Below are 14,003 nucleotides of genomic sequence, written 5' to 3'. Positions count from 1 at the left end.
GGAGTGAGTGCACAGATGGGACAGCGGACCGCCGAGCCACGCCGCCGGCCGGTACGGCATCCGGGTGCCCGCCGCGCCGCGGGGACGGTGCGGCGGATCAACCCGGAGGCGTCGACGCTGGTGTCGGTCTACCGCAAGGCGGTGCCGGAACACCTGCGGCGGGCCATCGCGACCCGCTCCACGCCGGAGCTGCGCCGCCGCATAAAGCAGCAGGTCAGCTGGCTGGCGACGGCCCGGCACCTCGAAGGGCTGCGCACCCGGGGCGTGGCGCTCGCCCACCGCGCGCTCGCCGCCGGGCCCGGCCGGGCCGTCGCGATGGCCGACGGGCACCCGCGCATCGCTCTCGTGCAGCACGACCTCTCACCCGCCCGGGCCCGCCGCGACAACCTCGTCACCGTCACCGAGACCCTGGAGCAGGCCGGCGTCGGCCACTTCTGCGTACGCGGCAAGGAGCGCGGGCGGGGCGTGGTCGCGGTGGCCGAGGAGGACGGCCCGCGCGCGCTCGCCGCGCTGGCCGCCCGCTGCCGCGCGCTGCCCGGCTACGTCTCCCTGCTGGCCCCGGGCAACGAGGTCCGGCACACGTCGCCCGGTTACGACTCCGGCGGCTGGCACCGGGCCGGGCGCGCCGGGCTGTTCCGCGTCACCTGGTTCCGTACCGACCCCGGCCGCTCGCTCGTGCTGGACGAGGCGTACGGCTGCGACGTGGAGTTCTGGCCGCGCGAGGGGGACCGGCTGATCGCCCCGCGGCGGAACGCCGTCACCGAGTGGGTACCGGCGGACGGGCACCGGACCACCGTCCCCGCCGCGCTCTTCACCTGCCCCAACGGGTCGGGCGACGACCGCACCCCGCGGGTGGCCACCTACCGCGACTTCACCGTCCCGCTGCCCGGCGACATCACCTTCCCCGTCGACGTCGTCTACACCTGGGTGGACGGCGCCGACCCGGCCTGGCTGGAGCGCCGCGCCAAGTACACCGGGCAGGCGTACCACGACGAGGCGGCCAACGCCGCGCGCTACGCCAACCGCGACGAGCTGCGCTATTCGCTGCGCTCGCTGGACATGTACGCGCCCTGGGTGCGCGACATCTACCTCGTCACCGACGACCAGGTACCGCCCTGGCTGAACACCGCTCACCCGCGCGTGAAGGTCGTCAGCCACCGCGAGATATTCACCGACACGAGCGTGCTGCCGACGTTCAACTCGCACGCCATCGAGAGCCAGCTGCACCACATCGAGGGCCTCTCGGAGCACTTCCTCTACTTCAACGACGACGTCTTCCTCGGCCGGGAGGCGTCGCCGCACGACTTCTTCCTGGCCAACGGGCTGACGAAGTACTTCCCCTCGCCCGCGCTGGTGCCGCTCGGCCCGCCCGGTGACGACGACGTCCCGGTGTCCGTCGCGGGCAAGAACAACCGTGCGCTCATCGAGGCCCGCTTCGGCACCACACCGGTGCAGAAGATGAAGCACGTCCCGCACGCCCTGCGGCGCAGCGTGCTGGCGGAGATCGAGCGGGAGTTCGGTACTGAGCACCGGGCGACCGCCGCGCACCGCTTCCGCAGCATGGACGACATCTCCATCCCGTCCTCGCTGCACCACTACTACGCCTTCCACACCGGCCGCGCGCTGCCCGCCGACATCGCCTACTCCTACCTCGACCTCTCCCGGCCGAGCGCCGCCAACCGGCTGGACCGGCTGCTCGCCCGCCGCGACCGGGACGTCTTCTGCCTCAACGACACCCTGTCGGAGGAGACCGACCTGGCGGACCAGCTGGCGCTGCTCCGGCCGTTCCTGGAGGCGTACTTCCCGCTGCCCAGCCCGTACGAGCTGCCGGAGCCATGAGCGGACCGGGCGTCGCCGACCCCGAGGAGGAGCGGCCACCGTCCGCGGCGCCGGGCGGCCGTGCCCCGCTGACCGTGCGCGGCGGGACGCCCGCGCGGCGCCGCGCCACCCTCGTCGCCGTCCTCGTCCCGTGCGCCGTCATGCTCGCGCTGGGCCTGTGGGGGCTGGACCGGGGCACGCTGTGGCGGGACGAGGCGGCCACCGCGCAGCTCGCGGGCCGCTCGCTGCCGCAGCTGTGGCACCTGCTCGGCACCGCCGATGCGGTGCACGGCCTGTACTACGCCCTGATGCACGGCGTCCGCGCGCTGCTGGGCGGCGGCGAGAGCGCGCTGCGGCTGCCGTCCGTGCTCGGCGCGACGGCCGCGGCCGGGCTGGTGGCGCTGACGGGCAGCCGGCTGGCCGCGCCGCGCGTCGGCCTGTGGGCCGGGCTGCTCTTCGCCGCCTTCCCCACGGTGAGCCACTACGCGCAGGAGGCCCGCTCCTACGCGCTGGTCACGGCCGGCGCCGCGCTCGCCACGCTGCTGCTGACGAGCGCCGTACGGCGCGGCCGGGCGCGGGACTGGACGGCCTACGCGGCGGTCACGGCGCTCACCGCGCTGCTCCACGAGTGCGCCGTGCTGCTGCTCGCCGCGCACGCGCTGACGCTGCTGGTCTCGCGGGTGCCGCGCGCGGTGTGGTCGCGCTGGGCGGCCGCGGCCTGCGCGGTGGCCCTCGCGCTGCTGCCCCTCGTGGCGCTGTCCCGTGGCCAGAGCCACCAGCTGAACTGGCTGTACCCGCCGGGGCTGCGCGCCGCCTGGCTGCTGCTGCGGTCGTTCGCCGGGCCGTCCCTGCCGGTCCTCGTGGCGGTGTGCCTGCTGCTGGCGGTGGCGGCGCGGTATCCGCTGCCGCGCCGCGGCCCGCTCGGCCTGTCCGCCGTCGCGCTGCCGCTCGCCCTGCTGCCGCCCGCCCTGCTCTTCGTGGCCTCCCAGTGGTACCCGGTCTTCCTCGACCGCTATCTGCTCTTCTCGCTGCCGGGCGTGGCGCTGGCCGCGGCGGCCGGGGCCGAGCGGCTGGTGGCCGCGGTGGCCGTACGGCGGTCCCGGCGGCTGCCGCCGCGCGTGGTGGCGGCAGCGGGCGCGGCCGCGGTCGCCGCGGCGTTCCTGTGCCAGCTCCCCGCCCAGCAGCGCGAACGGCTGCGGACCGGCCGCCCGGACGACCTCGCGGCCGTGGCGGCGGCCGTCGCGCGCCGCGCCGCGCCCGGGGACGGCGTCTTCTTCGTGCCCACCTACGCCCGCCGGGTACGCCTCGCCTACCCGGAGCAGTTCGCCGGGCTGACGGACCTCACGCTCGGCGTCCCGGGCGCGGAGTCGGGCACGCTCTACGGGCGGGAGGCGCCGCCGCGGGAGATCCGCGCGCGGCTGGGCCGCACCGGCCGGGTCTGGCTGGTCGCCGCCGACGGCGTGGACCGCACCCGGTGGTTTCGCCACAACGCCCGGGAAATGGCCAAATGGCGGCTGCTGCACGCGTGCTGCGCGCAGCGGTACTGGCTGGACGGGCCCGGTGCCAATGTCGCCCTCTTCGTACGGCGGGACTGAGCGCGGCGCAGTACTTCTCCGGAGTACCTCTTACGCGCCGACCACCGGCCGCATTCCGGAATTCCGGCCGTCCCGCGGCTAATGTCTGCCGCCGCGATTTCCGTCGAGAGGCCGGACATGACCCCACTGCACACCGAGACCGTCGCCGCACCCGCCGGAGCGGCGGGCACGGGGCTGCCGCGCCCCGGCACGCTCGCGGACGTCAAGGGCTGGTTCTTCGACCAGGACCAGGTGCTCTTCGACTGGCTGCTGACCCACCAGGCCCGCTCCGGCGTGCGCGGCGACCTGCTGGAAATGGGCGTGTACCTGGGAAAGAGCGCCGCTTTCCTGGGCCGTTACCTCAACCCCCGGGAGGAATTCACGGTCTGCGACCTCTTCGATTCCCCGGCCGGGGACGCGGCCAACGACGAAGAAATGCAGCGCTCCTACGCGACGCTCAGCCGCCGCGCTTTCGAGGCGAATTACCTCTCCTTCCACGACGAGCTGCCCACGGTCATCCAGGGCCCCACCTCGCTCGTCCCCGACAAGGTCGCCCCGGGCAGCTGCCGCTTCGTGCACGTCGACGCCTCGCACCTGTACGACCACGTACGCGGCGACATCGCGACGGCGCGCCGCGTGCTGTCACCCGAAGGAGTGGTCGTGCTGGACGACTTCCGCTCCGAGCACACGCCGGGCGTCTCGGCCGCCGTCTGGGAGGCGCTGTTCACCGAGGGGCTGCGGCCCATCTGCCTGAGCCGCTGCAAGTTCTACGGCACCTGGGGCGACCCGGCGCCGTGGCAGGAGGCGCTGATCCTGGAGATCGTCGGCCGCGCCGACTGCCACGCCGACCTCCAGACCATCGCCGGGCACCGCGTGCTGCGCCTGGTCGGCGACCGCGGCCCGGCCCTGCCCGAGCCGCCGCGGTCCCGGCACTACGAAGTGCTGCGGGCCGAGGAGCGCGCGGCCGAGGAGATCCGGCGGCGCCGCGAGGAGAGTGACGCGCGCGCCGCTGCCGCCGCGAGCGAGGCCGAGGCGGCACTGCGCCGGCCCAAGGGCCTCCGGCGCCTGCGGCGCCGCTGATCCCGGGCCGGGGGCCTCAGTCCAGCAGGTCCGCGGCCCGGGCCGTGGCCCGCCCGTCGTCCCGCGCGCAGTACGCCGCACGGAACCGCGCGTACGCGTCCCCGCTGCGCCACGCGACCCCGTCCAGGTCGCGCAGCGCGTCCACCAGCTCCCCGGTGTCCCGCAGCAGCGGCCCCGGCGCCTCGGCCTCGAAGTCGAAGGTGAAGCCGCGCACGGTGTCCCGGAAGTGCTCCAGATCCGGCGTCAGGAACAGGATGGGCCGCCCGGTGTTGGCGAAGTCCACCGCCAGCGAGGAGTAGTCCGTCACCAGCACGTCGGCGGCCAGCAGCAGCTCCATCGCGTCCGGGAAGTCGGTCACGTCCCGCACGAAGCCGTCCGCCCCGCCCGGCACCCTGTCGGCGACCAGCGGATGGCTGCGCAGCAGCAGGACGTGGCTGCCGCCGAGCGCCGCCCTGGCGTGCGCGACGTCCAGCGGCAGGTGCAGCTGGTAGTGGTCCGCGTCGTACGCCTTGTCGTCCCGCTGCGTCGGCGCGTACAGCACCACCTTCTTGTCCGCGGGGATGCCGATGCGCTCCCGTACCCGCCGGGCCGGCTTGTCGCGGTCTCCGTTGACCAGTACGTCGGTGCGCGGCAGGCCGGTCTCGTGGATCTCCCCCTCGTACCCCAGGCTCCGGCCCAGCAGGGACGTGCTGTGCGCGTTGGGGGAGAGCAGCACGCTCCACTGGTGGCCGCGGCGCGGCTGCGGCCAGAGGTGGACCAGGTCGGCGCAGAGCGTGCCGGCCAGGTCGGTGCCGATGCGCTTGACCGGGGTGCCGTGCCAGGTCTGCAGGACCCGCTGGCCCGGCCGGCGGACGAACCACTCCGGGAGGTGGGTGTTGGTGACGATGCGCCGGCTGCGGGCCAGCGCCTCGTGCCACTCAGTGCTGCCCAGCAGCACCGGTCGGGCGCCCTCGGGCACGTGCGTACGGGCGTCGCGGACCACCCACAGGTGTTCGGCGCCCGGGTCGCGGCGCGCCAGCTCCCGGTGCAGGGCGCGCGGTGAGTCGCCGCCGCAGCGCCCGTCGAAGCTGCTGAACAGGACCGTCTCGCGCAGCGGGCGGGAGCGGCGCCGCGGGTAGTGCTCCTCGCGCAGCAGCCGCTGCCGGTACGGGCCGCGGTCCGCGTCCGGCACCGCGGGGCCCGCCTCGACGAAGAGCCGGTCGTGGAAGCGGCGGTCCACGGTGAGCGGCCGGGGCGCCGCCGGGCAGGCCGCGGGCAGCGCGGCGAAGAGCGTGGGGCACAGCCGTACGGGCAGATCACCCGCGCCGTGCCGGCCGCCGCCGGTGTCCGGGCCGACCGCGTCGCTGATCGTCCCGGCGGCCGTGTCGTCCGCCGCTTCCGTGTCGTACTCGGCGCCCGGGCCGACCGCGTCGGCGGTGCCCGCCGGGTCCGCCGTGCGCAGGAAGAGGTACCAGCGGCCCTCGCCCAGCGGCCGGTCGCCGCCGCAGGTGGGGACGGCGGCGGGCCGCAGTACGGCCGTGAACCGCTCGCCGTCCCGGGTGGCGGGGAAGACCGCCTCGGCGGCGTACCGGCTGTGCCGCAGCACGGCCGCGAGGGGCGTTACGCGCCCGGCCGCGCCCGGCAGGCGCCCCGCGACCTCCAGCGACCCGTCGGGCCGCCACGCGAGCCGGTCGGCGAACGGCTCGGGGGCGCGGAGGTGCAGCACGAGGTTGCCGGCAGCGGTGGCGGTGACCACCAGCTCCCGGCCGCCGCCGTCGACCTGCCTCCCGGCCGGCGCCGTGGGGTCGGCCGCGATCCGGGCCGTCCTGCCGTCCGCGTAGACCAGTACGGGATCCCAGGTGGCGGCGCCCTCCTGCCCGGCACCCGTGGCGGCCTCGTCCGTGGCCGGTCCGGCCAGCTCGGCCGGGTCGATGCGCAGGGTGAGGCGGTGGCCCGTGCCCTCGGCGGTGATGTCCGCCTCCGTGAGGGGCCGTTCGAGGCGTTCGTCCGTGCCGCGGCAGGTCAGCCGCAGCGCCACCGGCGCGTTGGCCGAGGCGTCCCGCACGGTCAGCTCGGCCGCGCCGTCGCCCACCGGGCGCTGCCCGGCCAGCCGCCGCACGGTCCGCTCCACCGACAGATGCAGCCGTCCGTCCTTGTACCAGGGCACCACCCGCATCCCGTCGGCCACCTCGTGCGGCAGCGGGGACGCGCCGGAACCGGTGTCCAGCGCGCGCAGCGCGGCCGGCCGGACCACCCCGGCCCCGGCCACGACGATGCCCACCTTCCACTGGCCCGGCCTGAACGTTCCGCCCTTGGCCAGCCGCTTCGGATCCACTGTGATCTCGAAGCCCGACCAGTCGTAACAGTGCTGCTCCTGCCGGGAGTTGTGGGTGGCCTCCGGCGCGGGCACGGACCGCACCGGCAGGACGATCCGGCGCTTGCCCGACATCAGCACCGCCGCCTTCAGACAGCTCAGCCGGCCGGGAGCCGCGATGTTGCGGATGTAGGCGTAGCCGCGCAGCACCAGCTTGCCGTCCTGCCACACCGCCTCCCGCAGCCGCGCCCGTACCGGCAGGTCCTGGGAGGTGAGCCGGGTGACCTCCGGCGGCAGCGGGATCGGCCGGCCGCCGCCGACGGAGAGCACCGCGCGCTTGCGCAGCGGCGGGCCCGCGACGTGGAAGCCGGAGTTGTTCCGGTGCTGGTACTCCAGCAGCCGCAGCAGGTCCTCCAGCCGGCCCTCCCGGATCAGCGTCCACTTCATGCGCTGCTCGACGGGGAGTTCGGCGTACAGGGTGGGGTCGATGCGGCTGAGGAAGTCCCGGGCGCCGGTCATGAAGACCCGGTGGTACTCCTCGCCCGCCATGGGCAGCGCGTCGATGAAGTACTGCAGGTCGTCCAGGAGGACGGACCGGTCGTAGTCGCGCTTGTGCGCGGTCCAGCGGGTGCGGTCCGGGTCGGCGAGGAAGCGGCTGACGCCGTCGACGGCGGCGAGCCGGTCCCGTACGCCCTTCACGTCGGTGCGGCGGCGGGTGATCGAGCCCTCGCGGATGCGCCAGTAGTAGACGTGCTCGTGGAGGACGTCGACGGCCTCGGCGAGGAAGTGCGCGGGGATGGTGAGCGGGGTGTCCTCGTAGAGCACGCCCTCGGGGAAGGCCAGCCGGTGCCGGTCCCAGAAGGTGCGCCGGAAGACCTTGTTCCAGGCCACCCGGTCGGCCAGCAGGGTCAGGTCCCGGCTGATGTGGGTGCCCAGGACCGTGCGGGTCATCGTCTTGTGCTGCCACGCCTGGCTGCGGCCCTCGGTGGTCAGCCGGTAGACGTTGCCGGTCGCGAAGTCCGAGCCGGACTCGTCGAGGAGGGAGACCAGGCCCTCGTAGGCGCGCGGCGGCAGCACGTCGTCGCTGTCCATGAAGGTGAGGTAGGAGGTGCGCGGATCGGCGTGCCGGGCACCGGTGTTGCGGGCGTGCCCCAGCCCCCCGTTCTCCTGCGTCACCAGCCGGAAGCGCGGGTCGCGCGCGGCGAACTCCCGGGCCAGCTCCGGCCCGGAGTCGGTGGAGCCGTCGTCGACCATCACCACGTCCAGCTCCCGCAGGGTCTGGGCGGCCACGGACGCGAGGCACTCGTGGAGGTACTCCTCCACGTTGTAGATCGGGATGACGACGGTGAGCCGGGGATCCATGGAGCAGACCAGACCTTTTCCAGGGGACGCACGGGACACCAGTCCAACCCCATGCGGACTCACCCGTCACATTTGCTGCGCTGATCGAGTGACCGGCCCCGGCGGAGGAACCGGACGGAGCGTGATCGTCCGCCTACGCTGCTGCTGCACCCTGTGTACCGACCCCTGGATGGCCATGCCCCGCTTCAGCGTCATCGTCCCCGCCCGCGGCGTGCAGGGTTTCCTGCGCCACTGCCTGGACTCCGTGCTCACGCAGTCCTTCGAAGGGGTGGAGGTGATCGCCGTCGACGACTGCTCGGACGGCGGCGACGGAGCGATCATCGACGCGTACGCGGCGGCCGATCACCGGGTCATCGCACTGCACCTGGAGAGCCCCGGCGGCGTGGGCCCGGCCCGCAACGCCGGCGTTGGCCGCGCCACCGGCGAGTACCTGCTCTTCCTCGACGGCGACGACTTCCTCGCGCCCGGCGCGCTGGCCGCGATCGACGCGCGGCTGCGCGCGGCGGGCGAGCCCGATGTGCTGCTCTTCGACCACGACCGGATCGACGTCTGGGAGAAGCGGCACGGCAGCGCCGACGGGGAGTTCCTGGAGGCGCACGCCGACACGGTCTTCACCGCCGAGGACGTGCCGGAGTGCCTGGCCGTACTGCCGGCGCCGTGGAACCGCGCGGTCCGCCGCGACCTGTGGGAGGCGCACCGCTTCGCGTTCGCCGACGGCCCCTACGACGACGTGCCCGTGGTCTTCGATGCCCTGCTGGCGGCGGCCCGGATCGCCTGCCTGGACCAGGTGTGCGTGACCTGGCGCAAGCGCCGCCGGGGCAGCGCCTCCACCGTCCCCGGACGGCACCACTTCGCGGTCATCGGCCGGTACGACGCGGTGTTCCGCGCGCTGACCGGGACCGGGCTGGGCGGCGGCACCGAGGCGGCCCGCGGCGTGCTGTTCGCGCACGCCGCCGGCCGACTGCTGCGGATCATGGAGGACGACGGCCGGGTGCGCGCCGGGGACCGGCCCGACTTCTACCGGCAGGCGGCCCGCCTGCTGCGCCGGCACCGCCCGGCCGGCGCGGAGCTGCCCACGCACCTGAACTCCTACGCCGTCTACCGCTCCCTGCAGCGTGCCGGAACGCTTCGGCACCGCACCGCCAAGACGCTGCGCGCCCGCCGGCACCGCACCGCGCGCAGCGTCTACCGCCGCTACTACGGCCTCCAGCTGCGCCGCCCCATCGACGAGAACCTCGTGGTCTACGCCGCCTACTGGAACCGCGGCGTGCTGTGCAGCCCCGCGGCGATCCACGCGAAAGCTCGCGAGCTGGCGCCGCACCTGCGCGGCGTGTGGGTGGTGGACCGCCGGCACCGCGAGGACGTGCCGCCGGGCGTGGAGACCGTACTGGTGAACTCGCGCCGGTACTGGGAGGTGCTGGCCCGCGCCAAGTACCTCGTCAACAACGCCAACTTCTCCGGCACCGTCCACAAGCGCCCCGAGCAGGTGTACGTCCAGACCCACCACGGCACCCCGCTGAAGAAGATGGGCATGGACCTGCGCCGGCACCCGGCCGCGGCGCAGGGCGTCAGCTTCCTGCGCATGCTCGACCACGCCGACCAGTGGGACTACTGCCTGTCCTCGAACCCGCACTCCACCGAGGTGTGGCAGCGCGTCTACCCCAGCGACTACGAGACGCTGCCCACCGGCTACCCGCGCAACGACCGGTACTTCACCGCCACCGCGGAGGACGTGCGACGGATCCGCGCCGGGCTGGGCATCGCGCCCGGCACCACCGCGATCCTCTACGCGCCCACCCACCGCGACTACGAGCGCGGCTTCAACCCGCCGCTGGACCTGGAGCGCCTCGCCGAGGCGCTCGGCGAGGGCTACCAGCTCCTGGTCCGTACGCACTACTTCTACGGCGCCGATTCGCGGCTCGCCGCGCTGGAGGAGGCGGGCCGCATCCTGGACGTCTCCCGGCACCCGTCCGTGGAGGACCTGGCCCTGGCCTCCGACGCGCTCCTCTGCGACTTCTCGTCGCTGATGTTCGACTACGCGGGGCTCGACCGGCCGGTGGTCGTGCACTCCTCGGACTGGGAGGCGTACCGGCACGCCCGCGGCGTCTACTTCGACCTGCTCTCCGGCGAGCCCGGCGACACCCCCGGCCACATCGCCGCCGACGAGCAGGCCATCGCCGAGCTCTTCCGCTCCGGCCGCTGGGCGGACGACCGCTCGGCGGAGCTGCGAGCCGCGTTCCGGGAACGCTTCTGCCCGTACGACGACGGCCTGGCCGCGGAGCGCGTCGTACGCCGCGTCTTCCTCGGCGAGCAGACACTCCTGCCGGTGATCCCGCTGGCCGAACGCACCGTCGCCCCGACCCCGCACGAGGCGGAACTCGGCGGCGAGGCCGAGCCCTGCGCACAGGCGTGAGGTGACGCGCCCCGCAAGGGGCGCGGGGAACTGCGCGAGCAACCAGCACGGCGCGACAGCCGGGTGACAAGGCCAGCTCCTACGGCGCCTAGCGCCTCCGGTTACGGGCCCCCACGATCGCCTTGGTGATCACCGGCGGCAGCACATTCACAGCCACCCGCCGCAGCGCGCTCCGTCCCTTCGGCCCCCCACGTCCCGCGGCATGCGGGCCCGCGCCCCGCGGCACCCCGGGCCGCACCCGGTGCCGAGAAACCGGGTGCGCCGGCTCCTTGGCACCCTTCACCGACATCCGGATCAACGGCTGCCCCGCAACCTCCTGCACTTCGTGCCACAGATCGTCGCGCGAGCGCAGCCACTCCAGCAGCTCGCCGCGCACCGGCTCCGCGTCGCCCCAGGTGCCGTAGAACTTCGTGCCTGTGATGCACAGCGGCTTCAGCCCGCCGGTGGTCACCGCCTGCCACGTGGCCGCGGCCACGCCAGGACAGTGCTCGGCCCGGTAGTCGTCCAGCACGACCACGCCGTGCGGGCGCAGCAGCTCCCGCACGGCCAGGATGTCGCCGTGCACATGCTCGTACAGGTGCGAGGCGTCGATGTGCGCGAAGCGGCAGCTGGCGTCCTCGACGTGCGCGCGGATCACGGAGGACAGGCCCTGCACGAGGTGCGGCAGCTCGTCGTGGAAGGAGAGGTAGTTGGCCTCGAAGGCGCGGCGGGTGAGCGTGGCGTAGGACTTCGCCATCTCCTTGGAGTTGGAGGCGTCCTCGGCGGGGGAGTCGAAGAGGTCGCAGACCGTGAAGCGGTCACCGGCACGCAGCCGGGCGCCCATGAAGATGGCGCTCTTCCCCATGTACGCACCGAGCTCCAGCAGGTCGCCCGGTTCCTTGCGGCGTTCCTGGCGGGCCAGGAACCAGTCGAACATGAGCTGGTCGGCGGTGAAGAACCAGCCCTTGACGTCGGCCAGGCGGGTAGGTCGCGGGAGTTGTTCGGCACTCTGGTCTGCGGTGAGGGCAGTCATGTGCGGTCCGTCTCCAGACGGTCGGGGGATTCGATGGCGACATGCGACGCGTGTGCTGTTGTGGGCCCGGGCACCGGCTGCGGCACCGCGAGACGGCGGGCCCGCTGGGGGGAGGGCGCGGGCCGGCGCTCATGGAGGGGTACGGCATCGGGAGGTGACCCCTCGTCCCCGAGGAACACACGGCGTACCACGCGTTCCGCGGCGTGGCCGTCATCGTAGGGGCAGAAAAGTGAACGGAAAGTGGCCCGCAGAGCGGCCGAACGGGGTCCGTGCCATGCGGGACTCGCGAAGATGCGGATGAGTTCCTCCTCGCTGCGTGCCACCGGGCCCGGCGGGTGCCTGAGCAGGTCGAAATAGGTGCCGCGGGCCGCCCGGTACGCCTCCCAGTCGTCGGTGAGGACCACCACCGGCCGGTCGAGGTTCACGTAGTCGAACATGAGCGAGGAGTAGTCGGTGACCAGCGCGTCCGAGGCCAGGCAGAGGTCCTCCACGCACGGGTGGCCGCTCACGTCGATCACCCCGTCCCCGGACCGCCCCCACGGCACGTCCGCGGCGTACGCGGGGCCCTCCAGCGAGGAGAAATGCGGACGTACCAGCACCACGAAGCCGGGGCCGAGCTCCCGCAGCAGCCGGTGCGGGTCCAGCGCGGGGCGCCGGGAGCGCCGGTAGTCGCGGTGGGTCGGCGCGTACAGGATCGCGGTGGCGGACGGCGGGATGCCCAGCTCGGTACGGATGCGCAGCACGTCCTGGGCGGTGGCGCGCAGGAACCGGTCGGTGCGCGGCTGCCCGTACTCCAGCGTCGTGTAGCCGGCCGGGTAGACCCGCTCCCAGGTCAGGGTGGCGTGGCGGTTGGCGGAGAGGCTGTAGTCCCAGCTGTCCACGCCGCGCAGCAGCCGCGCGAAGTCGGTGCCGCGGGCCGCGGCAGGGCGCTCCTGGAGGTCCAGGCCCATGTGCTTGAGCGGGGTGCCGCGGTGCGTCTGCAGCAGCACCTGGCCCGGCCGCTTGGCCAGCCGCCCGTCGAAGTGCACGTTGTTGACCAGGTATTTCGAGCGGGCCAGCGCGGTCCAGTACGCGGCGGTGCCGGGCCGCAGCCACCGCACGCCCCCGGGCACGGTGTCCTCGTACCCGGGCGCCGCCACCCACGCCGTGCGCATCCCCGGGCACAGCTCGCGCAGCTTGGCCTCGATGGCGGCGGGGTCGCCGGCGTAGCCGCGGTGCCAGTGCGCGGTGAAGACCGCGTGGTCGGGCCGTACCGGCAGCCGCCGCTGGAGCCGGTAGTGGAGACCGAGCGCGGCGCGCCGCGTCCGCCGCAGCAGCCACCGGGCGTGGCGCGCCGTGGCCCGGCGCAGCCGCTGCGCGCCCGCCAGCAGCCGGAACGGGCGGTGCCAGCCGAGCCGTACCAGGCCGTGCCGGACCCGCACGGCGAGCCGCGGCGGGCCGCCGTCGGCGCCGTCGACAGCCCCGTCGTCAGCGCTGGTGGCCGGGTCGGCGCAGCGGTACCGGCGGCAGTGCGCGGCGGCCCGCCGGAAGAACTCCGCCCGGCTGTCGCGCGGCAGCCGCCCCCGCGCCGTGTAGACGGCCGTGAGGTGGTCGGTCATCCGGCGGACCATCAGCGGCCGCCAACGGGCCAGCTCCGGGCGGGAGTCGAGGAAGGCGAACACCCGGTCGTACTGGTCGAAGATGTCGAAGTGGCCGCGCCCCGTGGTGCCGAGGATGTTGCCCCGGCGCCGCTGCCGGTAGTGCACGCAGACCCGGTCCAGTACCGCGATCGACTCCGCGGTCGCCAGCGCCGGGAACGTCCAGGGCGTGTCCTCGTAGTACCCCGGCGGGAAGGTGAGCCCCTGCCGCTGGACGAAGTCCCGGCGGTACGCCTTGTTCCACACCACCATCAGCAGCCGCAGCAGGGCGGGCCGGTCGGCGAGCCGGAAGGCCGGCGGGCCGTGCTCGGCGAGCAGCTGGGCGTACTGGTTGCGGGCCGCGGTGCCCGACCAGGTGGTGCGGGCGTAGTCGTAGACCAGCACGTCCGGGTCGCCGGTCGCGGCCAGCCGGTCGGCGACGGCCCGCAGGGCGCCGGGCGTGAGCGTGTCGTCGCCGTCCAGGAAGAGCAGGTAGTCGCCGCGCGCGTGGGCGATGCCGGCGTTGCGGGCCGGGCCGAGGCCGGTGTTGGCCGGCAGGTGCACGGGCCGTACCCGGTGGTCGCGGCGGGCGAAGTCCTGGATGAGGGCCCCGCAGCCGTCCGGCGACCCGTCGTCGACCGCGATCAGCTCGAAGTCCGGCCACTCCTGGGCGAGGACGGACTCCAGGCATTCCGGCAGATACGCCTGGACCTGATAAGCGGGAACGATGACGCTGAACCGTGGCAAGGGCACTTCCATGAGTCGGCGGCCGGCTGCGCTGTCGGTCAGCGATCGTTCCCGGCCGCGCCGCGCCCTCATGCGGCGCGGCCGCCGG

7 protein-coding genes are annotated in these 14,003 nt (G+C 74.3%); 4 read left to right on the top strand and 3 right to left on the bottom strand.

Annotation, left to right across the window (positions count from 1 at the left end):
• Nucleotides 1–15 precede the first annotated feature (15 nt).
• The 3 genes from ACIGXO_RS33075 to ACIGXO_RS33065 all read left to right on the top strand — a co-directional run bounded on the left by ACIGXO_RS33075 (nucleotide 16) and on the right by ACIGXO_RS33065 (nucleotide 4,472).
• Nucleotides 16–1,839: a stealth family protein gene (locus ACIGXO_RS33075; protein ID WP_399794337.1), complete on the top strand. Its 1,824-nt coding sequence runs from the start codon at nucleotides 16–18 to the stop codon at nucleotides 1,837–1,839.
• Nucleotides 1,836–3,413, top strand: a complete 1,578-nt coding sequence (locus ACIGXO_RS33070) for a glycosyltransferase family 39 protein (protein WP_399794272.1) — start codon at nucleotides 1,836–1,838, stop codon at nucleotides 3,411–3,413. The genes ACIGXO_RS33075 and ACIGXO_RS33070 overlap by 4 nt, the downstream gene beginning before the upstream one ends.
• 117 nt (nucleotides 3,414–3,530) lie before the next feature.
• Nucleotides 3,531–4,472: a class I SAM-dependent methyltransferase gene (locus ACIGXO_RS33065; protein WP_399794270.1), complete on the top strand. Its 942-nt coding sequence runs from the start codon at nucleotides 3,531–3,533 to the stop codon at nucleotides 4,470–4,472.
• 16 nt (nucleotides 4,473–4,488) lie between these two features.
• Here the strand turns inward: ACIGXO_RS33065 and ACIGXO_RS33060 are convergent, their stop codons facing one another.
• Nucleotides 4,489–8,127: a CDP-glycerol glycerophosphotransferase family protein gene (locus ACIGXO_RS33060; protein ID WP_399794268.1), complete on the bottom strand. Its 3,639-nt coding sequence runs from the start codon at nucleotides 8,125–8,127 to the stop codon at nucleotides 4,489–4,491.
• A 169-nt stretch (nucleotides 8,128–8,296) separates the two neighbouring features.
• Here ACIGXO_RS33060 and ACIGXO_RS33055 point away from each other — a divergent pair, with 169 nt between their 5' ends.
• Nucleotides 8,297–10,540: a CDP-glycerol glycerophosphotransferase family protein gene (locus ACIGXO_RS33055; RefSeq protein ID WP_399794266.1), complete on the top strand. Its 2,244-nt coding sequence runs from the start codon at nucleotides 8,297–8,299 to the stop codon at nucleotides 10,538–10,540.
• A gap of 88 nt (nucleotides 10,541–10,628) precedes the next feature.
• Here ACIGXO_RS33055 and ACIGXO_RS33050 read toward each other — a convergent pair whose 3' ends face one another.
• Together ACIGXO_RS33050 and ACIGXO_RS33045 are read right to left on the bottom strand one after the other, a co-directional pair.
• Nucleotides 10,629–11,552 carry a class I SAM-dependent methyltransferase gene (locus tag ACIGXO_RS33050; protein ID WP_399794264.1) on the bottom strand — a complete coding sequence of 308 codons (924 nt, stop codon included), beginning with the start codon at nucleotides 11,550–11,552 and terminating at the stop codon, nucleotides 10,629–10,631.
• Nucleotides 11,549–13,915, bottom strand: a complete 2,367-nt coding sequence (locus ACIGXO_RS33045; RefSeq protein WP_399794262.1) for a CDP-glycerol glycerophosphotransferase family protein — start codon at nucleotides 13,913–13,915, stop codon at nucleotides 11,549–11,551. The genes ACIGXO_RS33050 and ACIGXO_RS33045 overlap by 4 nt, the downstream gene beginning before the upstream one ends.
• Nucleotides 13,916–14,003 lie beyond the last annotated feature (88 nt).

This window comes from Streptomyces sp. NPDC053542, from assembly GCF_044544685.1.
Classification (GTDB): Bacteria; Actinomycetota; Actinomycetes; order Streptomycetales; family Streptomycetaceae; genus Streptomyces.
Note: the sequence above shows the minus strand (reverse complement) of the source record. Positions and strands in the feature narration are given on the sequence as shown.